Source organism: Bacillus sp. 5w2 (genome assembly GCF_054353775.1).
This window is the reverse complement of record NZ_JBTIWT010000001.1, coordinates 80,389-103,347: the sequence shown is the minus strand read 5'-3', so window position 1 is coordinate 103,347 and position 22,959 is coordinate 80,389. Positions and strand designations below refer to the sequence as shown.

The window sequence follows — 22,959 nt, the reverse complement described above, 5'->3', positions numbered from 1 at the left end:
TTTCATCATATTGCTTTGGAAAGGCGATGAAAAAATGGATACGTTAGATTCATTATTATTTCAACTTGAACAATATGGAGAAGAGCATGATCGAAATAAAAAAACGCGGGAAGAAAAATTACGGAATATTTCTCGTGAAATGGGGCAATTTTTATCAATTTTAGTAAAAGGGTGTAATGCAAAAAATATTTTAGAAATTGGAACTTCTAATGGCTATTCTACATTGTGGTTAGCTAACGCGGTAGAAGAAACAAATGGAAATGTAACAACTGTAGAGCTTTCTTCAGAACGAGTTGGAGAGGCACTTGTCAATTTTGAAAAGGTAAACCTTCTACAAAGGATTGATGTTCATAATCAAGAAGCAGGGGCATTTTTAGATGCGCAACTAGATCATTCATTTGATTTTATTTTCCTAGATTCAGAGCGTACGCAATACATGTGGTGGCTTGAGCATATAAAACGCATTTTACAACCAAAGGGTTTTCTTGTTGTTGATAATGCTACTTCTCACGCGAGTGAGTTAGCCGAGTTTAGAAAAATGATTGAAGAAGATGAAATATTTGAAACGGTGTTATTGGCATTTCAAAATGGAGCATTCGTAGCGCGCAAGAAGAAATAGGAGTGAGCGCAATTTAATTATCACATTGAAAAAGGGTATATGTCAAAAGATTGAGTACAGTAGGATAAGAAGAACATAATTTATATACGTAATATACGAAGAATCCGCCTTCAGCATGTTGTACTCTAGGTCTTAAGTCTGAGGAAAATAATGTTGAGAACAGGTATACTTATACTAAGAAACAGGGAATGACTGCATATGCAGGTATTTCTTGAAAATCGGTTTCAAACAAGTGGAATTCGATGAATGAGATGAAATATATAGTGCAAATAAATTCGCACATATAAATAAAGGAGCGATTTTGTTGACTGAACTCGAGAAAAAAGAACCTGTATCCATTGTGAAAGATAATAATGTAGAAGTAGTGGTTGATACAGTTATAAAAGATGCAGAATTAGAGGAACTGAATAAAGAAGCTGATCTTTATGTACAAAAGTTAAATAGCGAGCAAAATACAGATTTATCAAAAGTATTGTCCCAGCTAGGAGATTTAGGGGATAAAGAGCAACAAGCAGCAGGACAAACGTTGTCAGCATTAAAACGTCCTGTAACAGCGATGATGAATGGAAAGAACGAAGAAATACCAAATACATTGTTAGAATTACGAAAAGTGGTATCAGAGCTTGATCCGAATTCATTAAAAGCAAGTGGAATGAAGAAAATTATGTTTAAAGTATTCAAGAAAAACCCACTTGAAACATACGTGCATAAATATCAATCCATAGATAAGCAAATTGAGGAGATTATAAGATCCCTTCTAATTGGTCGGGACAACTTACAAGAAGATACAGTTGGTCTTGAAATGCTTAAAGAGCAATCGCACGATAAAATTCACGCTCTTGATAAACAAGTATACTTAGGAAGAAAACTCGCTGGCATGCTGGAAGCTGAGAAACAAAATCCAGAACGTCAAAGAGATATTCCATTAATTAACGATGCGTTAGAAAAGATTCTAGTGCGTACACGTAATATGCAGCAAGCGAAAAGTGTGCTATTACAATCTATCGCATCTGTAGACATTATTAAGAAAAATAATGAAAAGTTAACAGAGGCAATTCGTAATGCAATTACGATGACGCAAAACGTTGTAACAGTTTCAGCTGCTATCCAGCTAGCGTTAACAAATCAGCGTAAAACAATTGATGCAGTGAATGCGACAAATGAAGCAATTGAATCAATGGTATTAAGTAACTCACAAGCATTAAAACAAAATACAGAAGAAACAACAAAACTTCTTGAAAATCCTGCAATTAGCATGGATAAATTACGCGAATCATTCCAAAACGTATTTGCTGCGATTGAAGCTTCTGAGAAATCATCAGAACGTATTATAGAGTCAAGTAAGAAGTTTGTAATTGAATTAGACACATTTAATGATGAAATGAAACAAAAACTCATTCAGCGTCCAAGGAAATAACAGACTTTTAGAGGAGGTGAAAAAATGAGTTTCATTCAAACCGTATTAGTACTATTGGGTACATTACTTTTAATCGCATTTACTGTCGTTGTTTTAGTTGTATATTTCGGACGCAAACTGTTTTTTTCATGGACGAAACCATATAAAAGGGCACACGATTCTTTAGATAAGTTATCGAATAAATCTTTGCCGTTTCTACAAGAATTTACACAACATCCACTCTTTTATCGCTGGATTCGTACGGAAGGAAAGAAAGAACAATATACATTAAACACGCTTTTCTGTGCATCGGGTCAACGTACGAGAGAGCAAGTATTTTCAATGTTACCGAAAGAAAAACAGAAAAAAGTACATGTAATGGCAAAAACAACGAAAAAACTTACAAATGAAGATATTGATGTAGCGGCGATGAAAGTAAAAGATTTTTTAAGACAAGAAACGCAGCAAACAGTAAAACCGACAGACTTATCGTTTTACAAATTGTATTTTTATGATCGATATCCAGATGCATTAAATACAATTCAAGCGTATAAACGCTCAATAAATCCTGCATTACAACGAACGGTTGATGATATTACAATTTCAGTATTAAATGCCTTACCGTATTATCAAGAGCAGCGTATGTTTGAACAACAACATAAACTTGAAACGTTTTTAATGAAAGATTTAACAGCGATGCTATCTTTAGTCGTACAATTACCACCTTCACAACGACCAGAAAAAGAAGAAGAATTAAAAATCTACTTGCAAAATTTCCAAAAAGAAATGGAAGTAGTCGAGCGAGATATTCGTGATTCGATTGATCACGATTTGAATGTGAAGATGAGGGCAGCGACTGAAAAGTTTAAGAATAAATAAAAAAAGTGCCTTAAAGCTATAGTTCTTAGCTTTTAAGGCGCTTTTTTTATTAGATGTTATTTTGCTTTAACTGTAGTTTTACTAGATGCAACACTTTCATTATGCAATCGATCAACTGCAGTTACTACATACGTATACGTTTCTCCAGAAATAGCTGTTTTATCTACATAAATTTCTCCGAGTTTTGTTTTTCTTACAGTAGTAAGTAGATTTTTTGGGTTTTGTATATCTACTTCATTTTTTCCATTGACACGGTAAATTGCGTAATAAGCAGAGTCATTCTCTCTATCATCAATGATACCTATAGCAATACCTTCATCTCTTGGAATGGCACCTTTTAAAGTCGGTTGTTTTGGGGGATCATGATCAAGCCAAGGCATAGGCGGGATTAATGCGGGATGTTTATATATGTCTTTGGAGAGTCTATCTTTAACTCCTAGTGGATTGTTATTCATATCTTTTAAGCTAAAATGCATACTACCTTTTATCTCAGGATATAACCGGTTTAATGCAATTTGTCTTGGATATTCTTCCGGATCAGACCAAGCGGGGACAGAATTATTATTAATTTTATAGGCCGCCTGACCGATGTATAGGTGAATCGGTTTATTATTTGTTTCTTTTACCCACCAATCTACTAATATGTCATATGCAGCTGGTGTGAAACCAATATTCCAATAAATTTGCGGTGTAATGTAGTCAATATATCCTTTTTGTATCCATTCACGTGTATCGGCATAAAGGTCATCATAGTTTCTTTGACCTGCAGTTGTGTTAGAGCCAGTTGGATCGTCAGCTATATTTCGCCATACGCCGAACGGACTTATACCAAACTTTACGTATGATTTTTCTTGTTTTATAGCTGTATTTAAACCTTTTACAAGTTCATTTACATTGTCACGTCGCCAATCTTCTATATTAGTAAATCTACTGTTATTATATGCTTCGTACGTTTTTTGATCGGGGAATTGTTCACCCGCTACTTTATATGGATAAAAATAATCATCCATATGCAGCCCGTCAATGTCATAATTTTGAACAATTTCTAAAGCACCTTCTGTTATAAACTTTTTCACTTCTGGAATACCAGGGTTGTAATATAATTTCCCGCCATAAGGTACAACCCAATCCGGATGCTGTTTTGCAGGGTGATTATCCGATAATCGATTTATATCAGTGTGATTCATCGTTATTCGATATGGATTAATCCATGCGTGGAATTCTATATTTCTTTTATGTGCTTCTTCAATCATAAATGCGAGTGGATCATATCCAGGGGCTTTTCCTTGTGTCCCCGTAATGTATTCAGACCAAGGACCGTAATTGGAAGGATAAAAAGCATCAGCGGTTGGTTTAATTTGTACAACCACTGCATTCATACCTGTGCTTTTTACATCGTCTAGCAATCTTATAAATTCTTGTTTCTGCTTTTCGATAGGCAAGCCAGTTTTTGAGGGCCAATCAATATTAAGAACTGATGCAATCCATACAGCGCGTAATTCATGCTTTTTGTACGTAGTATTTACTTCAGCATAAGTAGAGTAAGGGGAAATGAAAGAGAAAGGAATAAAAAAGATGACGATACAACATAACATTAATAAACGTTTAACGATCATTTATACGCCTCCCTATTATATCGTTAACTAATATGATATCCGAGGTGAGGTTGTTCTTACAATTGAGAAAAATACATATTGAAACATTAATTTAATAGGGGAAATATTTTTAGTGAAATTTACTTTCATCATAACTAAATTCTTTCACAACTTCATATGCTTGTTAGTAAAGTGAAACTTCCTTTCATTCGAAGGGGATAAATTATAAGTATAGGAGGATTAATAAATGAAGGTTTTATTCGTTTGTTCTGGAGGGATGTCCAGCGCAATTGTTGTAAACGCTTTAAAAAAAGAGGCGGAGAAAAAAGGTATGAACATGGAAGTCCATGCAATTGGAACAAGTGAGGTAGAGGAAGAAGTAAAGAATGGTTGGGATGTTGTAATGGTTGCACCTCAAGTAAGACATCGATTTGACTCTGTAAAAAAATTTGCAGAAGAGGAATCTATTCCATGCGGTATCATACCGCCGCAAGCATATACGCCGCTTGGTGGATCGACTTTATTAAAAACTGTAAATGATTTAATTAGTTAGGGGGAAGTGTTATGAATAAGTTTGTCACGTTTCTTGATAAAAACTTATCTGGACCGATGGCAAGGCTTTCTGAGCAAAGGCATTTACAAGCAATCCGTGATGGAGTTATTTCAGCTTTGCCATTTATTATTGTAGGAAGTTTCTTTTTAATCGTAGCATTTCCACCTTTACCGAAAGATAGTTTCATATCCGTTTGGGCATTAAAGAATCAAACCAGTATATTAATACCATATCGTTTAACGATGTTTATTATGTCTTTATATATAGCATTTGGAATAGGATATAATTTAGCGAAAAGTTATAAGCTAGATGCTTTATCAGGAGCACAGCTTGCAGTATGTTCATTACTATTAACATTAACGCCTGAATTAATTGATAAAAAAGGGTTTATGCTTCCGATGACAAATCTCGGTGGTCATGGATTATTCGTGACGATGATTGTTTCTATTTTATCAGTTGAGATTTTAAGATTTTGTAAGACGAAAAATGTAATGATTAAAATGCCAGAACAAGTACCGCCGTCTGTTTCACGTTCGTTTGAAGCACTTATACCTGCTGCATTCGTTATTATTTTAATGAGTCTAGTAACTGTCGTTTTTAGTATTGATTTACATCATGTAGTTGATAAATTAGCGGCACCGTTAGTAAAAGCTGGTGATAGTTACTTCGGTGTAATCATTCCAGTATTTTTAATTACATTTTTTTGGTCATTCGGAATTCATGGTGTGTCAGTTGTTGGAACTGTTGCCCGGCCATTATGGGAAGTATATTTAGGGAAAAATGGTGAAGCAGTTGCTAGTGGCGCAAATCAGTTACCATTCATTTCACCAGAACCATTATACCAATGGTTTATATGGATTGGTGGTTCTGGTGCGACGTTAGGGCTTGTATTAGCTATGATTGTATTTGGTCGATCAAAATATTCGAAGGCATTATCAAGAACTTGTATTGTGCCTGGTATTTTTAATATTAATGAACCTGTTATTTTTGGATTGCCAATTGTACTAAACCCAATATTAATTATCCCATTTATCATTACACCACTAGTAACAGCAACTATTGCATACTCAGCAACTGCGATGGGGTTTGTTACACCAACACATATAATGCCTCCATGGACATTACCAGCTCCAATTGGTGCATATTTAGCAACAGGTGGGGATTGGAGAGCGATTGTACTCGTATTTATAAACATAACAATATCATTCCTTATTTATTTACCATTCTTTAAAATGTACGACAAAAACATGCTTGAAATTGAGAAAAATGGTGATGGAGAATCTGTTAATCCGTAAGTTTTATATTTTATTTTGAGTGATAGGCATGTTGTCTATCACTTCTTTCACATGAAGTTCAGAGAGGGTGAAATGGAATGAATATAAAATTTAGTTATAAAGGTGTATCTTTATTATTATTTGGAGTGATATGTGCAAATTTACTTTTTGTACCTTTATTAAGAATGCTACATTTATCACAAATGCATAGTATATGGCTCGTTACAAGCATTGCGGCAAGTATTTTGCTTACAGTAGTTGTTTCTTTCATTGATGGATCGTTCACATCGAAAGTTCAGTTGTTTTTTAGATTCATATTATTTTCGATCGGTTGTACGTTTGTAACTTACATGATTGTTTTTTAGTAAATAGGAAGTCATGCATGTTATGTATATTGTAGGCATAATGTCAGGTACATCGTTAGACGGTATAGATCTAGCACTCGTTCATATAGAAGGGAGTGGTGTAGAGTCTAAGGTCAAACTTATCCATTTTACTACTGTTCCATTTTGTAATGATACAAAAAATGAAATACAACAATCATTATCAATAGAAAATTCAAATGTCCAACTTATATGCAGTTTAAATTTCAAGCTCGGTTTATGTTTTGCCAATGCTGTAAAGGAAGTTTGTAAAGAGGCCAATTTTTCTTTGAAACAATTAGATTTAATAGGTTCTCACGGACAAACGATTTATCATCAGCCAAAGCAAAATGGTAATTTGATTCCTTCCACATTGCAAATTGGAGAAGCAGCAGTTATAGCATATGAAACGAACACGACGGTTATCTCTAATTTTCGAACGATGGATATGGCAGCAGGGGGACAAGGTGCACCACTTGTACCATATTCAGAGATTATTTTGTATCGTCATCCAACTAAAAATAGACTACTACAAAATATTGGCGGGATCGGTAATGTAACAGTAATACCAAATCACCGAAGTGATAAGAGCGTAATAGCTTTTGATACTGGTCCAGGCAATATGATAATTGATGAAGTATGTCAAAGGTTATTTCAGTTGCCATATGATCAAAATGGTAAGATTGCAAAACAGGGAGTAGTTGTAGATGAAATTTTGACATATTGTATGAACCATTCATTTTTGACAATGAATCCACCAAAATCAACTGGTAGAGAACAGTTTGGAGAAGAATTTGTAAGTGAGTTATTGAAGCGGTTTGAAAAGCATAGTAAAGAAAATATATTGACGACTGTCACAATGTTTACAGCAAGATCGATTGTTCATCATTATCATGAGTTTATTCTGCCATATTATGAAATCGATGAGGTGATTTTAGGTGGTGGTGGCAGTTATAATTGTACACTTGTTGAAATGATACGGTATGGATTGAAGGAAGAAAAGTGCACAATATTCATTCAAGAAGATATAGGCTATTCTTCAGAGGCGAAAGAAGCAATCGCCTTTGCAATTTTAGCAAACGAAACACATCATCGTAATCCGAGTAATGTGCCAAGTGCAACAGGTGCAAAGCAATCTGTAGTTTTAGGGAATATCACATTCCCTCCAATAAGATGATGAAAATGAGGCGAACATATGAAGTATATGATTGGAGTAGACGGCGGGGGAACAAAGACAGAAGCAATTGCATTTGATAAAGATGGAAACGAACTTGTAAGAGCTACAAGTGGATTTGGAAACATATTAATAGATTTTGAAGAAGCGCTTTTCCATATTATGGAAGCGATTGATCAATGCCAGAAAGGTTTATTAAATGGGAATTGCGTTTGTGTTTGTTTAGGATTAGCGGGTGCAAGTGGAGCAAATACAAATGAATTAACATTTCGTCTAAAAAAGAAGTACGGAACACAAATTGAAGTTTATAATGACGCAATGATCGCACATGCAGCGGCTTTAAAAGGGAAGGAGGGAATTTTAACGATTGGTGGTACAGGTGCGATTTGTCTAGGAAAGAAGGGAGAAGTGTACGGGTATAGCGGTGGATGGGGACATATTTTAGGAGATGAAGGAAGCGGATATTGGATTGCATTACAAGGTTTAAAGAGAATGGCAAATCAATTTGATCAAGGAGTTCCACTTTGCCCATTAAGCTTAAGTATTCAAGACGAGTTTCAACTTTTGACACCGTCTCATATAAAAAGTCTAGTATATATTTCTTCAAAAGATAAAGTGGCAGCAATTGCACCATTCATTATTGAGAAAGCGAGAAATGGGAATGATGATGCACATGAAATTATGATGCAAACTGGAAAGGAATTAGCTAGGATTACAGTAAATGTTTATAACAAGCTGAAATTTAAGCACCCAACTTCAATTGCAGTAAGTGGCAGCATATTGTGTTTCGTTCCTGAAATATATGCTGAATTTAAGAAATGCTGTGAGAAGAGTATAGGAGAAGTTACATTTTTATCACAATCAGAACCAGCTGCGAAAGGAGCATATTATTTAATGAAGAATATATATTTTAAAAAATAGTTGTATGTGAATTTTTGTATGATTTGTAAAAAAATGATGTTAAAATATACGAAGGGATCTAAAGCAAGAAAAGTACAATATACATAGTCATTGAATATTGTATAAGTACTCCCATGTAGAAAGTGAATGATTACATGATTAATAGTATGCAGTTTTTGTATTTGGTGGCTTCTTATTTATTTGGAAACATATTGACCGCTTATATAGTAACAAAATGGAGACATAACGTTGATATTCGGGATGAAGGAAGTGGGAATCCTGGCGCAAGAAATATGGGGCGCGTATATGGAAAAGGGTATTTCGTCGCTACATTTTTAGGTGATGCAATTAAAGGGGCAATCGTAGTTTCTATTGCAAAATATCTTTTTGAAGATTCTACTTTTGTAATGTTAGCTTTACTAGCTGTTTTACTTGGACATATTTACCCAATTGTATTTAAAGGCAAGGGCGGAAAAGGCATTTCAACATTTATTGGAGGATTAATCGCATTTGATTATTTGATAGCGCTTACACTTGTTGCTGTTTTCATTATATTTTATTTAATCTTTAAAGGATTTACTAAGCCAGGGTTAATTACAATTGCTTGTTTACCAATTTGCATAATTTTGTATTCTTACTCTATTGTTACGACTATTTTAAGTGCTCTTATAATTGTACTTATTTTATATGTAAATCGAGAATGAAATGAACTTTTAATAAGTGGAGTTAATCTCCACTTATAATTTTTATTAAATGCATAAAGGAGATAGAACATGGGGTTAATTTATAAGGTTGCTGATCAAGATTGGGAATTTGAAAGTATACATAAATTGAATTATAAAACATTTGTAGAAGAAATTCCGCAACATGAAGAAACGAAAGAGCGTGTTCGTATAGATCGTTTTCATGAAGAAAATACATATTTAATTTGTTTAGATGACGATAAGTTAGTCGGTATGGTCGCATTGCGGGGAAAACGACCATTCTCGTTAGATTATAAAATTTCAAATCTAGATTTTTATTTGCAAGAACATGGAGAAAACGTATATGAAATTCGTTTGCTTTCAGTAGAACGTGAATATCGAAATGGAAGAGCGTTGTTAGGTTTAATTCGCTTTTTACATCGTTATTTGCTTCTAAATGGATATGAATTGGCACTCATTTCTGCTACAACACGTGAGCTACCTTTATATGAGCAAATGGGATTCAAAACTTTCCATAAGTTAGTTGGTACAGAAGAAGCAGCCTTCCAGCCAATGTATGTTACCCCCGCTATGTTTGAAGAGTCGAGTGTTGGAGGGATTATGACGAAAGAATATACGTTTTTACCTGGTCCAGTAGATATTGAAGAGAATGTTCGAAAGGCATTTTCTACTAAGCCTATTTCGCATCGTTCTAAGTCATTTCAAGTAACAATTGAAAATGTGAAAAAACGTTTACTGCAAATGACAAAAGCAAAACGTGTGCAAATCATGTTAGGAACAGGGACGTTATCAAATGATGCCATTGCTTTACAGTTGCGTTCTTTAAAAGGGAAAGGACTCGTATTAACAAATGGGGAATTTGGAAATAGATTAGTTGGACACGCAGCACGCGCGCAATTACATTTTGATACGTATAAAAAAGAAATGGGAGAACCGTTTATTTATACAGAATTAGAAAAAATAATGAAAACTGGAAATTATGAATGGCTTTGGTTTGTTCACCATGAAACATCAACCGGAATGTTAAATGATTTAGACGAACTAAATGTTTTCTGTGAAAAGTATAAAGTGAAACTATGTGTAGATTGTATCAGTTCAATTGGAGCGATACCGATAGATTTAAAGGGTGTATATTTTGCAAGTGGTGTTAGTGGAAAAGCAATTAAATCGTTTACTGGATTATCTTTCGTTTTTCATAATCATAATGTGAAAGTAAACGAGACATTACCAGCCTATATGGACATAGGCATGTACGGAGAAAATGAAAGTATTCCATATTCTCATTCATGGAATTTAATTTATGCATTGCAGGAAGCGTTGAAGAAATTTGAAGATGAAAAAGCATTTGTAAAAATAAATGAGACATATGATTATATGGAAGAAGTTATTACCACTATGGGTTTAAACCTTGTTTCACCTAAAGAACATGCTGCGCCAATTATACTTACTATTCAATTAAACGAAGGTCTTTCTTCTAAAGTAGTAGGTGATGCGTTAGCGTTACAAGGATATATTGTCCATTATGAATCAGCGTATTTACAAAAGAATAATTGGATCCAAATTGCATGCCTGAATCATTATAAAGAACGTGATATGAAGAGGATGTTGAATTGTTTGCATTTGTGTACTTTAAAGAATAGCGTATATATATGAGGAATGATTTTTTAACAGGGTTGGTTGCGTATAAAGGAGTAATTGCCTACGAAAACTTAGGAATGAGACAATCAGTAAATTATAAATCATTAGAAGGGGTGTTAGTATGATAACTAAAAAACTACCATTACATATAGCAGACATTAAAAAAGCTCAAAACATTCTAGACAGAAATGCTCGTAAAACTCCATTAGTGAAATCTTTTTATTTGACTAGTAAAACAGGCGGAGAAATTCATTTGAAATTAGAAAATATGCAATTAACGGGTTCTTTTAAATTCCGTGGCGCATTTAATAAAATGTCACAGCTTACAGACGAAGAAAAAGAAAGAGGAGTTATTGCATGTTCAGCAGGTAATCATGCGCAAGGAATTGCTTTATCTGCTCATTTACTCGGTATTAAGAGTAAAATTGTTATGCCGATTTCTGCACCTCAGGCGAAAGTTGATGCAACTAAAGGATATGGATCAGAAGTGGTTTTACATGGTGAAACCTTTGATGATGCGAAGACAAAATGTGAAGAGATTATTAGGGAAACAGGTGAAACATACTTACATCCATATGATGATGTAGAAGTAATGGCTGGTCAAGGTACAATAGGATTAGATATTCTTGATGATATGTGGGATGTTGATACTGTCATTGTACCAATTGGTGGAGGTGGAATTATTTCTGGTATTGCTGTTGCATTAAAATCTTTTAATCCATCCATTCATATAATTGGTGTCCAAGCAGATAATGTTCATGGAATGAAGGCATCTTATGACAAAGGTACAATTGTAGAACATTATGAGGCACCTACTATAGCAGATGGTTGTGCGGTTAAAATACCGGGCAATTTAACTTTTGAAGTTGTAAAAGAATTAGTAGATGATATTGTCACAGTATCAGAAGGTGAATTAGAAGTAGCGATGAAAGACTTATTACAGCGAGGTAAAGCTGTTGTAGAAGGTGCAGGCGCATTAGCTACTGCTGCTCTACTTGCAGGGAAAGTGGATCCATATATCAAAGGGAAAAAAGTAGTAGCGGTTATATCTGGTGGAAACGTAGACTTACAGCGTATTTCGAGTGTTTGTGAACAGTTTTTTGTAGCGAATGAAGTGAAATAGTATCTTAAAAATATTAATTTTATGAAGTAAGAGCTAAGAGAAATTATCTTAGCTCTTACTTTTTGTCTACTGTGTAGTACAAGTTGTAATACACTTGCATTATTTGTTGTTTCGTGAATTATTTTATTTAATCGTCTATTTTCATAGATAACTCAAATAATTATATCAATATTGTCGAAACGGGAACAGAAATTTAATATAATGGTTTTAATGTATGAATGAGCGGTTAGGAGGATAGGCCATGAATAAGGAAGAACAGGTCATGAACGGTTTCAGGGACTTATATAATAAGATGGTTTGGCTTAATAAGGATAAAATGGAAGAAGGTCTTAAAGGGTTTAAGTCTTCTGAGGTACATTGTATTGAACATATTGAAAACAATGCAGATTCTAACGTGACACAACTTGCAGAGGCTTTTTATGTAACTCGCGGTGCTATAAGTAGGATGACTAAGAAGCTCATAAAAAAAGGCCTTATTGAAAGCTACCAAAAGTCAGAGAATAAAAAAGAGATCTATTTTAGGCTTACTGAACAGGGGAAAGAAATTTATAAAATCCATGAAGACTTGCACAAAGAGTTTCAAGAGCGGGATAAAGTTGTATTTGAGCAAGTAACCGAGGCAGAATTCGACAGTATAATTAGCTTCGTGGAAAAATATAGTAGGCATTTGGATGCAGAAATAAAGAAACAAGGTATACATATTAAGTCGTAATAAATTTAAATAATAAAAAGGTAGCCTTACTCGTATGAGAAGAGGCTACCTTTTTATTATTGTTTTTTTGTTGACTAATCAACAAAATGGAGTTATTATTTTGTTGACACAGCAACAAAAAGTTTTGAGGAGAGAAGTTAAATGTCTATATTTAGATCACAAAATGAAAAGGAAACTGAAAAAAACATAGATAAACATGCTTTAATATTCGGGCTTATTTCTGTATTTCTTTGTGGTATAGGGTTCAGTATCATTATGCCTGTAGTGCCATTCTTAGTGCAGCCTTATATAAGTAGTCCGGAAGAACAGGCTCTAGTTGTTACGCTACTGACCTCTGTTTATGCGGTTTGCGTGTTTTTTGCTGCTCCTGCACTCGGGGCTTTAAGCGATAAATATGGTCGTCGTCCATTACTTTTAATATGCCTTTTCGGTTCTGCACTCGGGTACTTAGTTTTTGGTATAGGAGGGGCCTTATGGGTACTATTTGCTGGACGCATAATAGAAGGTATAACAGGCGGGAGTATCAGTACAATTTTCGCATATTTTGCAGATATCATTCCGCCAGAACAGAGAACGAAATACTTTGGATGGGTAAGTGCGGTGGTAGGTGTAGGAACCATCATTGGCCCAACTCTTGGGGGATTACTTGCAAAGTTTGGTCATTCTGTACCTTTATATTTTGGAGCGCTCATAACTTTATTCAATGTATTATATGGGATGAAATATATGCCTGAGAGTCTTGACAAAAATAATAGGTTAAAAGAGATTACTTTTGTAAGGTTAAATCCTTTTGTACAACTTGCAAACATACTTTCTATGAAACATTTAAAATGGTTACTCGTCTCAGCGTTTTTACTTTGGATACCTAACGGATCTTTACAAGCAATTTTCACACAATTTACGATGGATACTTTTAGCTGGAAGCCTGCACTAATCGGACTTATGTTTTCAATTATGGGCTTTCAAGACATCATTTCACAAGCTTTTATAATGCCAAAGCTTGTGGGCAAGCTTAGTGATAAACAAATAGCAATACTTGGGATGGTTTCGGAGATTATTGGCTACAGTTTTATTGCAGCATCTGCTTTGTTTTCCCTATATCCTCTTTTAATCGTTGGGATGTTACTGTTTGGTTTTGGTGACTCGATTTTCGGGCCTTCATTCAATGGGATGCTCTCAAAGTCTGTCGATTCTAGTGAACAAGGAAGGATTCAGGGTGGAAGCCAATCTATTCAAGCTTTGGCAAGAATGATTGGTCCAATTATTGGAGGGCAAATTTATGTATCACTTGGTCATGCCGCACCTGCTTTTATGGGGATGATTCTTATAGTAGTTGCAATAGCAGTTTTGTATAGGGGCACGCATGCAACTGTATAAACTATCTGCACTATTATGGTCTTTCTTTATTTAAGAATGTCTCTATTGGAATCTTTCCTGAATGAATTGTATAACAGATAAATATAAGAACAAATAATAGGGTGTCAGAACTTAGGAACAAGTACTGGCACCCTATTTGTTTACGGCTCGAGAGTTAAGAGAAATTAAGAATGTATTCTGTAATGATCTCATGGTGAAGGTTAAATAGAACTATCAATAATTAAAGTTAGCTTTTTTGAAAGTAAAAAGCTAGGTAAATGACTAAATAGTTTAATTATGCTTGTGCTGAAGTAAATAATGACTCCATTTTTACTTTGCTCTTCTCTCGAATTTCAGCATCCGCATGGCGCATCACATATTTATGCGCTATAGCAATTGCTAAAACATCATCTAATAAGCCGATCCCAATAATAGCAGCTATATCTGGAATGAAATCAATTGTTAATACGTAATAAGATAAAGCGGCTAATATTATGAATTTCGCTTTAGTAGGTAATTCTTTCTTTTTCATTGTGTAGAATAAAATAATACTTTCATATACGCTGGATTTACCGAGGTTTACAGAGCTTTTTTTGAACTTTTTCCAAAGTGTCTGTTTCTCCATATAAACACTCCTTTTACAAAAACATCGATTTTTTAAAAGGATAGACAAAGAAGTAGGGAAATAATCAATTTTATTGTTTTTCTTATTGTATATTCCATAAAAATAGGGAATTACCTGTTCAAAATAATAGAATGTTGGTTATGTAATGACTCACATTGTTTTGTTACATAAGTATGTACAGTAAAATATATGTGGATGATGTATTTATTATTAAAAATTGAATAACGGGTATGGGGGAAGAAAAATGAAAATAATAGAACTACCAATTGAATTCGAATTTAACGGGGTAAGACAATGTATTTATCCAAGTTTAATTATATTACATAATGAATTAACGTTAGTCGATACAGGATATCCAAGTTTTTTACCTTTAATTGAAAATGCAATATTAAAACATGGATATGAGATGAAAAACTTAAAAAATATAATTATTACCCATTATGATGACGATCATATAGGATCTTTATATGATTTCAAAGTGAAATATCCTCACGTTAATATTATTGCTAGTGAAATTGAATCTAACTACATTAATGGTGATATAAAATCAGAGAGATTAGTTCAAGCTGAAGACATGTTACAACTTATTCCAGTTGAAGAGAAAGAATTTGGTGAGTGGTTTATACAACAATTAAAAAATATAAGACATATTTCTGTCGATGAAAAAGTATATGATGGCCAAATGATTTTGAATGATGAATGTCAAATAATAGCAACGCCAGGACATACTTCGGGGCATATTTCATTATATTTTCCGAATTTAAACTGTGTAATTACGGGAGATGCAGCGGTTCAAGAGAATCGTGAGTTAGTAATAGCTAATCCGAATTTTTGTTTAGATATTGAAAAAGCAAAAGAGTCTTTAAAGAGGATTAAAAATCTTAAAGCCGTAAAGTATTATTGCTATCATGGAGGGAAATTCATTATATAAAATAATAAAAACCCGATCTTTCTTATATCAAAAAGATCGGGTTTTTAATTCATAGATTCCGCAATTCTTATCAAATCAGTAACATTGTATTTTCTTTTTATGTATAGTTTGTTACCAATTGCAATTGTATATTGAAAACCATTCTTCTGAAAGATAAGTTCATATGCTAAATCAAAATGAGGATTATATAATGCTTTTATATTATTTTTTAAACTGTAGAACGTAGCGCCCCTATGTACATAGAAGCCTAATTTGTTTTGAACTGGTGAAACAGTGATTTTAAAAATCCCATTCATATCTTCATTGTAGTATTGAAGGTCTAAGTAATCGTTATAGATGTACCCTTGAAATTCGTGAATTTCGAACGGGAATTTTGTAGGAGTAAGTATATGCTCCTTACACTTCATTTCATATTCTTTTACGATAGTAGCTTCTTTCATAAGTGGATTGGTTCCATTATAAATTTGATTAATGCGAGATATTTTATTGTTTTTTGTTACTATTTCTAAAATGAAACCGATAGTAAATTCATTATCAGTGTCTTTGGAATAAGAAATAAGAATTGTAGTATCTTCTTTTGGAGATGGTACTATTTTAATTTCATGAATAGGTTTTTCCTTTTGGAAAGCAGGTAATTCAACTCCTTCTGTTACATATGACTGCATTAATTTTTTATCATTTTTGAGTAAAGCATGTTTGAATTCACTGATTACATCTGTTTGAGATTTCGCCATTATAATTGTGGTGGATTGAAAAAATAGTAAGAAAAATATGCAAAAAGTCTTTATGAATGTAGTAGTCAATTTTATCACCCTGTAACTATATTTCCGTAACATTGAAATATATATGTATAGGAGGGGAGAAGATGAGTTTATTGTTTGATGTAATAATGGCCATAATTACCTTTTATCCTCGAAATGACATAAAATTAAGACATCATATCGCAAAATTAAGTGAATTTGGGTGGTTTCGAAATTTACATGAAGATACAAAGTATACAAGTTTAATTTGGAGTAATAGAAAAATTAAGAAATTCATTTTGTCTTCTACTAACATGGAAGCATTAATAAATTCCGAGAAAAAACAAAAAGAATTTGTCCACCTAGTACACGATGAATATAAAAAAAGAAGATAAGAATTTTTTTTATTTTTCATATTTGGCGAAACAAATGGTACAATGGAAGCTAATGTGAAAAATAAGGAAAAGAAGTGGTCTATTTGAAAAACTTTTTAGAATTAGGAATTAGTGAAACTTTTAATCATACATTACGTGAAAATGGAATTACAGAAGCAACACCGATTCAGGAGAAGGCAATTCCTGTTATTATGTCAGGTAAAGATGTTATTGGGCAAGCGAAAACAGGAACAGGTAAAACATTAGCATTCGTGTTACCGATTTTAGAAAAAATCGATCCAGAGTGTAGTGATGTTCAGGCTTTAATTGTTGCACCAACAAGGGAACTAGCCCTGCAAATTACAACTGAAATTAAAAAAATGCTTGTTCAAAGAGAAGATATTAATGTACTAGCGATTTATGGTGGGCAAGATGTAGCACAACAATTGAGAAAGTTAAAAGGTAATACACATATTGTTGTAGCAACACCAGGACGATTATTAGATCACATACGACGTGAAACAATTGATTTAAGTGATATTTCAACGATTGTACTAGATGAAGCAGATCAAATGCTTTATTTCGGTTTCTTATATGATATTGAAGATATTTTAGATGAGACACCTGGTAGTAAACAAACGATGTTATTCTCAGCAACGATGCCAAAAGATATTAAAAAATTGGCGAAGCGTTATATGGATGAGCCGCAAATGATTCAAGTACAAAGTGAAGAAGTAACGGTAGATACAATTGAGCAGCGTGTCATTGAGACGACAGATCGTGCAAAGCCAGATGCACTTCGTTTTGTTATGGATCGTGATCAGCCATTTTTAGCAGTTATTTTCTGTCGTACAAAGGTTAGAGCAAGTAAGCTTTATGATAATTTAAAAGGACTAGGTTATAATTGTGCTGAACTTCATGGTGATATACCTCAAGCGAAACGTGAAAGAGTTATGAAGAGTTTCCGCGAAGCTAAAATTCAGTACTTAATCGCAACGGATGTAGCAGCTCGTGGACTTGATGTAGATGGTGTAACGCACGTATTTAACTTTGATATCCCTGAAGATGTAGAAAGTTATATTCACCGCATTGGCCGAACAGGACGTGCAGGTGGATCAGGTCTTGCAATTACATTCGTTGCAGCGAAAGATGAAAAACATTTAGAAGAAATTGAAAAAACGCTTGGTGCACCACTGAAAAGAGAAATAATTGAACAACCGAAGATAAAACGTGTAGATGAAAATGGAAAACCGGTACCAAAGCCAGCTCCAAAGAAATCAGGTCAATATCGTCAAAGAGATAGCCGTGAAGGTTCAAGAAGTGAATCAAGACGTGATTCGAGAAATAGCTCAAGAAGTGATTCAAGAAATAGTTCGAGAAATGATAACAATCGATCATTTAATAAGCCAAGTAATAAAAAAGGTAGTACAAAACAAGGTCAGCAAAGACGTGGCCGTTAAATAGTTATTATTCTAAAAGAGCCGCAAAGCGTTGCGGCTCTTTTTTGTTTTTATACAACAATATAGGAATAAGCGATACTAAGAAGTAATTTCGAAAATTTCATTCACCGTATTGAAAAATGATTTTCAAAATACATAAAGGAAATATAATGTAGTTTGTTGTATATGTACGATAGTAGGAAACTTTTTACTCACTAAACATATAATTAAATTAGACCGACAGTCGGTCTAGTGGGAAGGAGAACGTGAATGCGCATTGTAAAGGAGTATGAGGAGCGTAGAAAGGAAATTTTAGAAACTGCTGAACGTTTGTTTATTACGAAAGGTTATACGAAAACAACAGTAAATGACATTTTAAAAGAGATAGGGATAGCAAAGGGGACGTTTTATCATTACTTTAAGTCGAAAGAGGAAGTAATGGATGAAATTATTATGAGGATTATTAAAGAAGATGTTGCAAAAGCGAAAGTAATCGTCTCTAATCCAAATACCCCAGTATTAGAAAAGTTATTTCGAGTTTTGATGGAGCAATCGCCAAAATCAGGAGATATAAAAGATAAAATAATTGAGCAATTTCATCAACCAAATAATGCAGAAATGCATCAAAAAAGTTTAGTACAATCCATTATTCATTTATCTCCTGTATTAGCAGAAGTTTTAGAGCAAGGAATTGAAGAAGGTATATTTTCTACTCTATACCCGCAGGAAACGATTGAATTATTAATTTCCTCAGCGCAAGTCATATTTGATGATGGGTTATTTCAATGGAAACCGGAAGAAATGATGAGAAGAGCCAAAGCTTATATCAAAATGATGGAAGTATCTGTTGGGGCGAAAGAAGGATCCTTTAATTATATGATGGAGGTTTTAATGAAACAGAAATAATATTTTTCTGTTTGTTTATTATAGACCGACAGTCGGTCTAAATTAAAGGAAGGATGTGATTATGATGTCTATTAGTATACAACCTTCGATGAAAGATTTTTATTTAATGGTTAGTGGGCAAATTATTACTATTTTGGGTTCAACACTTTTACGTTTTGCCCTATCTTTATATGTATTAGATATAACAGGGCGTGCTGATATATTCGCAGGATTATATGCGGTAACGAGTATTCCGTTTTTGCTAGCCCCTCTCGGCGGAGCGATAGCAGATCGTTTCAATCGTCGTAATGTAATGGTTATTTTTGATTTTATAAACGCTGCGATTGTAATAAGCTTTATAGTTTTGTTATTTACTGGATCTGTATCTATTTTATTGATTGGAACAATTATGTTTTTACTAGCAGTCATTGGTGCAATGTACTCACCAGTTGTAATGGCAAGTATTCCGCAATTAGTTCCAGAAAAAAAGTTAGAACAAGCGAACGGTATCGTAAATGGTGTGCAAGCATTATCTAATATAGTTGCTCCTGTATTAGGAGGAATATGGTACGGCATAATTGGTTTGAAAATGCTCGTAATAATAAGCTGTCTTGCTTTCTTTTTATCTGCGATTTTAGAAATGTTTATTAAAATACCTTTTATAAAAAGAGCGCAAGAAAGTCATATCATACCGACAATTGTAAAGGATATGAAAGATGGCTTTGTATACGTTTTAAAACAACCATTTATTTTGAAATCTATGCTTTTAGCCGCATTACTAAATTTAATACTAACACCGCTATTTGTTGTTGGTGCTCCAATTATTCTACGAGTAACAATGGAAAGTAGCCACACGTTATATGGAATCGGAATGGGATTGATCGATTTTGCAACTATTTTAGGTGCGTTATCAATAAGTTTTTTTGCGAAAAAGCTACAGATGAAAACATTGTATTACTGGATGATTTTAATAGCTTTATTAGTAATACCAATGTCACTATCAGTTACGCCATTTATTCTTAATTTAGGAAACTACCCACCATTTATCCTCTTTATACTTTCTTCTATTCTAATTGCAATGATCATGACGATTGTATCCATCTATGTGATTACTGTAGTTCAAAAGAAAACACCAAATGAAAACTTAGGAAAAGTAATGGCAATTATAACAGCTGTATCTCAATGTATGGCACCGATTGGGCAAGTTGTTTATGGTTTTATGTTGAAGAATTTAGTATGAAAATTTATTTACCTATATTAGCTATTAGTTTCATAATGATATTAATAGCGGTTGTGACGAAGAAAATATTATCGAATGAAGGGAACTAGCTTCATATGATTAGGAGAATATTAAAAAGCGATTTCTCTCAAAAAAAAATGATAATTACCATTTTATTTATGTTTATCATGCTATCGAGTCTTTTAATGGCTAGTGCCTCAAGTAGCGTTTTACATCTATTGAACTCAATGGATCAATTGTTTAAAGTATCAAGCGCACCTCACTTCGTACAAATGCATGCCGGAGAAATAAACCAAAAGTCAATTGATTCATTTGTAGCAAAAACTCCTTTTGTAAAAGAACAGCAAACGGCTGAGATGGTTCAAATAAATGGATCTAACATTTTTATTAAAAAGAAAAATCACGCAGAACATAATAGTGTAATGGACATTAGTTTCGTTAAGCAAAATAGTAAGTTTGATTTTTTATTAGATTTAAATAATAAAGTGGTCGATGTTAGGAAAGGGGAAATAGGTATACCCATTTATTATATGCAAAAATATAATTTGCGTATGGGAGATAAAATATGGGTTGTTAAAAATAATAATGAACTAGAATTTACTATTTCAGCATTTGTTCGTGATGTTCAAATGAATCCATCAATTGTTAGTTCAAAACGGTTTGTAATAAGCAATGAAGATTTCGAAAGAATAAAAAGAAATTTTGGAGAAAGCGAATATCTTATTGAATTCCAGCTAACAGACGTAGATAAAATAAATGAATTTGAAAATTTATACCAGTCATCGAACTTACCCCAAAAAGGTCCCTCTATTACGTATGCACTCTTTAAAACACTCAATTCATTAACAGATGGAATAATAGCCGCCGTACTTATCATAATAAGTGCATTATTAATGTTAATCGCAATGTTATGTATTAGATTTACGATCATTACTTCGATGGAAGAAGATTATCGGGAAATTGGTGTTATGAAAGCTATCGGCATTACAAGTAAAGATATTCAAAAACTATATGTAACAAAATATGTTGTTATTTCAGCTGGTGGATGTATATGTGGATATATACTTTCACTATTTGTTACAAAGATATTCACTTCTAATATCACTCTTTATATGGGGGCGGCAGATAAAAGTATTTTACACAATGTTGTGCCATTAATAATCACAACATTGTTATTTTTAGTCGTTATCCTGTTCTGTCGTATCATTTTGCGGAGTTTTAGGGAGATTACAGCAATAGATGCTTTACGATCAAGAGATAAACTAGGGAAAAGAAAGATTAGAAACTCCTTTTCACTCAATCGATCTAAATTTAAAAATGTAAATATATTTATTGGTATACAAGATGTTATAAAAAGATTTAAGTTATATCGCGTATTAAGTATCGTTTTCATAATAGCCGTACTCATGATTGTTGTACCAGTTAACTTTTTATATACGATTCAGTCACCGAAGTTTGTAAATTATATGGGAACAGGAAAAAGTGATATTCGAATAGATTTACAGCAATCTGAAAATATAGAGAAACGATTTAAGGATGTTATTTCATATTTGCGAAATGATGCAGAAGTAGAAAAATATGCAGCATTTGTAACGAGTACATTTAAAATGGTAAACGCTGATGGTACACATGAAAACTTAAATGTAGAAGTGGGAGATTTCACTAAATTTCCATTAGACTATATTCAAGGTATGGCACCAAAAAACGAAAATGAAATTGCTCTTTCTTATATGAACGCAAATGAATTAAAAAAGAATGTAGGGGATAGAATCATTTTATTTGTAGATGGGAAAGAGAAAAAGCTAACTATTAGTGGTATGTATCAAGATGTAACCAATGGTGGGAAAACAGCTAAAGCGAGTTTTTCTTATAATAATGAAAATATATTATGGTATGTAGTAAATGTAGATTTGAAGCCTACTGTGGATTTGCAAGAAAAAGTGAAGGAGTATAAACACAATTTTCATTCAGCAAAAATAACAGATACGGATGATTATTTAACGCAAACTTTAGGAGAGACAATTAAACAATTAAGACTTGTAACTCAAGTGGCAATTTTGATTGCGATATTGATATCAGTTTTAATTACTGCAATGTTTTTTAAAATGTTATTGGCAAAAGACTCCTCCCAAATATTAATAATGAAAAGTATTGGTTTTTCTAGCAAAGATATTCGTATACAGTATATAACACGCTCTATTGTCATTGTATTATTAGGCATTGTGACAGGGACATTTATAGCTGCTACGTTTGGTGAGATGTTAGTAAGTTGGTTGGGCTCATTTATGGGAGCAGCTCATATAAAGTTTGTCGTGAATCCTATCGTTTCTTATGTAATATGTCCAGCTATATTATTTATATCTGTGACAGCAACAACACTTTTCAGTAGTTTTACTATGAAACAGACAAACGATGTAAAGCCAAATGGAGAGTAGGGGGT

At 33.4% G+C, this 22,959-nt stretch carries 21 protein-coding genes and 1 pseudogene; 19 read left to right on the top strand and 3 right to left on the bottom strand.

Annotated elements, in window-relative coordinates:
• Positions 1-34: 34 nt before the first annotated feature.
• The 3 genes from ACXY7N_RS00480 (at position 35) to ACXY7N_RS00470 (ending at position 2,894) form a co-directional block, all read left to right on the top strand.
• On the top strand, positions 35-619 hold the full coding sequence (locus ACXY7N_RS00480; protein ID WP_098485741.1) for an O-methyltransferase: 585 nt from the start codon (positions 35-37) through the stop codon (positions 617-619).
• Between the two features lie 304 nt (positions 620-923).
• On the top strand, positions 924-2,036 hold the full coding sequence (locus ACXY7N_RS00475) for a toxic anion resistance protein (RefSeq protein ID WP_000137398.1): 1,113 nt from the start codon (positions 924-926) through the stop codon (positions 2,034-2,036).
• A gap of 24 nt (positions 2,037-2,060) precedes the next feature.
• Entirely contained in the window at positions 2,061-2,894 is an 834-nt protein-coding gene (locus ACXY7N_RS00470; RefSeq protein WP_016087874.1) for a DUF3974 domain-containing protein, read from the top strand.
• 56 nt (positions 2,895-2,950) lie between these two features.
• On the opposite strand, the gene ACXY7N_RS00465 is transcribed toward ACXY7N_RS00470, so the two are convergent.
• Positions 2,951-4,510: a glycoside hydrolase family 10-like protein gene (locus ACXY7N_RS00465; RefSeq protein ID WP_454496957.1), complete on the bottom strand. Its 1,560-nt coding sequence runs from the start codon at positions 4,508-4,510 to the stop codon at positions 2,951-2,953.
• Positions 4,511-4,736: 226 nt separating this feature from the next.
• Between ACXY7N_RS00465 and ACXY7N_RS00460 the strand changes: the two genes are divergently transcribed.
• From ACXY7N_RS00460 to ACXY7N_RS00415, 10 genes are all read left to right on the top strand, one after another.
• The gene (locus ACXY7N_RS00460; protein ID WP_016087872.1) at positions 4,737-5,042 is read left to right on the top strand and encodes a PTS sugar transporter subunit IIB; all 306 of its coding nucleotides are present in this window, start codon (positions 4,737-4,739) and stop codon (positions 5,040-5,042) included.
• Between the two features lie 11 nt (positions 5,043-5,053).
• Positions 5,054-6,337: a PTS sugar transporter subunit IIC gene (locus tag ACXY7N_RS00455; RefSeq protein ID WP_097845050.1), complete on the top strand. Its 1,284-nt coding sequence runs from the start codon at positions 5,054-5,056 to the stop codon at positions 6,335-6,337.
• 77 nt (positions 6,338-6,414) lie between these two features.
• A complete protein-coding gene (locus ACXY7N_RS00450; RefSeq protein WP_016087870.1) occupies positions 6,415-6,681 on the top strand; it encodes a hypothetical protein in 267 nt (88 codons plus the stop codon).
• A 22-nt stretch (positions 6,682-6,703) separates the two neighbouring features.
• Positions 6,704-7,855 carry an anhydro-N-acetylmuramic acid kinase AnmK gene (anmK, locus tag ACXY7N_RS00445; RefSeq protein WP_098485729.1) on the top strand — a complete coding sequence of 384 codons (1,152 nt, stop codon included), beginning with the start codon at positions 6,704-6,706 and terminating at the stop codon, positions 7,853-7,855.
• Positions 7,856-7,873: 18 nt separating this feature from the next.
• Positions 7,874-8,773 (top strand): BadF/BadG/BcrA/BcrD ATPase family protein, encoded by a 900-nt coding sequence (locus ACXY7N_RS00440; RefSeq protein ID WP_098485730.1) that lies wholly within the window; start codon positions 7,874-7,876, stop codon positions 8,771-8,773.
• Positions 8,774-8,907: 134 nt separating this feature from the next.
• Positions 8,908-9,456 (top strand): glycerol-3-phosphate 1-O-acyltransferase PlsY, encoded by a 549-nt coding sequence (plsY, locus tag ACXY7N_RS00435; protein ID WP_016087867.1) that lies wholly within the window; start codon positions 8,908-8,910, stop codon positions 9,454-9,456.
• Positions 9,457-9,525: 69 nt separating this feature from the next.
• Positions 9,526-11,109, top strand: coding sequence for an aminotransferase class V-fold PLP-dependent enzyme (locus ACXY7N_RS00430; protein ID WP_016087866.1), 1,584 nt, complete (start codon positions 9,526-9,528; stop codon positions 11,107-11,109).
• 106 nt (positions 11,110-11,215) lie between these two features.
• Positions 11,216-12,217 carry a bifunctional threonine ammonia-lyase/L-serine ammonia-lyase TdcB gene (tdcB, locus tag ACXY7N_RS00425; RefSeq protein WP_088084200.1) on the top strand — a complete coding sequence of 334 codons (1,002 nt, stop codon included), beginning with the start codon at positions 11,216-11,218 and terminating at the stop codon, positions 12,215-12,217.
• A gap of 241 nt (positions 12,218-12,458) precedes the next feature.
• The gene (locus ACXY7N_RS00420) at positions 12,459-12,929 is read left to right on the top strand and encodes a MarR family transcriptional regulator (protein ID WP_001030891.1); all 471 of its coding nucleotides are present in this window, start codon (positions 12,459-12,461) and stop codon (positions 12,927-12,929) included.
• Between the two features lie 141 nt (positions 12,930-13,070).
• Positions 13,071-14,306, top strand: coding sequence for an MFS transporter (locus ACXY7N_RS00415; protein WP_000021815.1), 1,236 nt, complete (start codon positions 13,071-13,073; stop codon positions 14,304-14,306).
• Between the two features lie 274 nt (positions 14,307-14,580).
• On the opposite strand, the gene ACXY7N_RS00410 is transcribed toward ACXY7N_RS00415, so the two are convergent.
• Positions 14,581-14,910 (bottom strand): YkvA family protein, encoded by a 330-nt coding sequence (locus tag ACXY7N_RS00410; protein WP_000415085.1) that lies wholly within the window; start codon positions 14,908-14,910, stop codon positions 14,581-14,583.
• Positions 14,911-15,154: 244 nt separating this feature from the next.
• On the opposite strand from ACXY7N_RS00410, the gene ACXY7N_RS00405 reads away from it, so the two are divergent.
• Positions 15,155-15,841, top strand: a complete 687-nt coding sequence (locus ACXY7N_RS00405; RefSeq protein WP_088084196.1) for an MBL fold metallo-hydrolase — start codon at positions 15,155-15,157, stop codon at positions 15,839-15,841.
• Between the two features lie 44 nt (positions 15,842-15,885).
• Here the strand turns inward: ACXY7N_RS00405 and ACXY7N_RS00400 are convergent, their stop codons facing one another.
• On the bottom strand, positions 15,886-16,677 hold the full coding sequence (locus tag ACXY7N_RS00400) for a hypothetical protein (RefSeq protein ID WP_088084195.1): 792 nt from the start codon (positions 16,675-16,677) through the stop codon (positions 15,886-15,888).
• A 29-nt stretch (positions 16,678-16,706) separates the two neighbouring features.
• Here ACXY7N_RS00400 and ACXY7N_RS00395 point away from each other — a divergent pair, with 29 nt between their 5' ends.
• The 5 genes and pseudogenes from ACXY7N_RS00395 (at position 16,707) to ACXY7N_RS00375 (ending at position 22,954) form a co-directional block, all read left to right on the top strand.
• On the top strand, positions 16,707-16,976 hold the full coding sequence (locus tag ACXY7N_RS00395) for a hypothetical protein (protein ID WP_088084194.1): 270 nt from the start codon (positions 16,707-16,709) through the stop codon (positions 16,974-16,976).
• A gap of 74 nt (positions 16,977-17,050) precedes the next feature.
• Positions 17,051-18,415, top strand: a complete 1,365-nt coding sequence (locus ACXY7N_RS00390) for a DEAD/DEAH box helicase (RefSeq protein WP_088084193.1) — start codon at positions 17,051-17,053, stop codon at positions 18,413-18,415.
• A gap of 249 nt (positions 18,416-18,664) precedes the next feature.
• Entirely contained in the window at positions 18,665-19,300 is a 636-nt protein-coding gene (locus ACXY7N_RS00385) for a TetR/AcrR family transcriptional regulator (RefSeq protein ID WP_088084192.1), read from the top strand.
• A 61-nt stretch (positions 19,301-19,361) separates the two neighbouring features.
• Positions 19,362-20,608 (top strand): annotated as a pseudogene (locus ACXY7N_RS00380) (MFS transporter).
• 6 nt (positions 20,609-20,614) lie between these two features.
• On the top strand, positions 20,615-22,954 hold the full coding sequence (locus ACXY7N_RS00375; protein ID WP_353811320.1) for an ABC transporter permease: 2,340 nt from the start codon (positions 20,615-20,617) through the stop codon (positions 22,952-22,954).
• Positions 22,955-22,959 lie beyond the last annotated feature (5 nt).

Bases quoted from the DNA above. Each gene is read 5' to 3' on its own strand.
- ACXY7N_RS00480 (WP_098485741.1), top strand. From the start codon at position 35: ATGGATACGTTAGATTCATTATTATTTCAACTTGAACAATATGGAGAA.
- ACXY7N_RS00470 (WP_016087874.1), top strand. From the start codon at position 2,061: ATGAGTTTCATTCAAACCGTATTAGTACTATTGGGTACATTACTTTTA.
- ACXY7N_RS00465 (WP_454496957.1), bottom strand. From the start codon at position 4,510: ATGATCGTTAAACGTTTATTAATGTTATGTTGTATCGTCATCTTTTTT.
- ACXY7N_RS00460 (WP_016087872.1), top strand. From the start codon at position 4,737: ATGAAGGTTTTATTCGTTTGTTCTGGAGGGATGTCCAGCGCAATTGTT.
- ACXY7N_RS00455 (WP_097845050.1), top strand. From the start codon at position 5,054: ATGAATAAGTTTGTCACGTTTCTTGATAAAAACTTATCTGGACCGATG.
- ACXY7N_RS00450 (WP_016087870.1), top strand. From the start codon at position 6,415: ATGAATATAAAATTTAGTTATAAAGGTGTATCTTTATTATTATTTGGA.
- anmK (WP_098485729.1), top strand. From the start codon at position 6,704: ATGTATATTGTAGGCATAATGTCAGGTACATCGTTAGACGGTATAGAT.
- ACXY7N_RS00440 (WP_098485730.1), top strand. From the start codon at position 7,874: ATGAAGTATATGATTGGAGTAGACGGCGGGGGAACAAAGACAGAAGCA.
- plsY (WP_016087867.1), top strand. From the start codon at position 8,908: ATGATTAATAGTATGCAGTTTTTGTATTTGGTGGCTTCTTATTTATTT.
- ACXY7N_RS00430 (WP_016087866.1), top strand. From the start codon at position 9,526: ATGGGGTTAATTTATAAGGTTGCTGATCAAGATTGGGAATTTGAAAGT.
- tdcB (WP_088084200.1), top strand. From the start codon at position 11,216: ATGATAACTAAAAAACTACCATTACATATAGCAGACATTAAAAAAGCT.
- ACXY7N_RS00420 (WP_001030891.1), top strand. From the start codon at position 12,459: ATGAATAAGGAAGAACAGGTCATGAACGGTTTCAGGGACTTATATAAT.
- ACXY7N_RS00415 (WP_000021815.1), top strand. From the start codon at position 13,071: ATGTCTATATTTAGATCACAAAATGAAAAGGAAACTGAAAAAAACATA.
- ACXY7N_RS00410 (WP_000415085.1), bottom strand. From the start codon at position 14,910: ATGGAGAAACAGACACTTTGGAAAAAGTTCAAAAAAAGCTCTGTAAAC.
- ACXY7N_RS00405 (WP_088084196.1), top strand. From the start codon at position 15,155: ATGAAAATAATAGAACTACCAATTGAATTCGAATTTAACGGGGTAAGA.
- ACXY7N_RS00400 (WP_088084195.1), bottom strand. From the start codon at position 16,677: ATGTTACGGAAATATAGTTACAGGGTGATAAAATTGACTACTACATTC.
- ACXY7N_RS00395 (WP_088084194.1), top strand. From the start codon at position 16,707: ATGAGTTTATTGTTTGATGTAATAATGGCCATAATTACCTTTTATCCT.
- ACXY7N_RS00385 (WP_088084192.1), top strand. From the start codon at position 18,665: ATGCGCATTGTAAAGGAGTATGAGGAGCGTAGAAAGGAAATTTTAGAA.
- ACXY7N_RS00375 (WP_353811320.1), top strand. From the start codon at position 20,615: ATGATTAGGAGAATATTAAAAAGCGATTTCTCTCAAAAAAAAATGATA.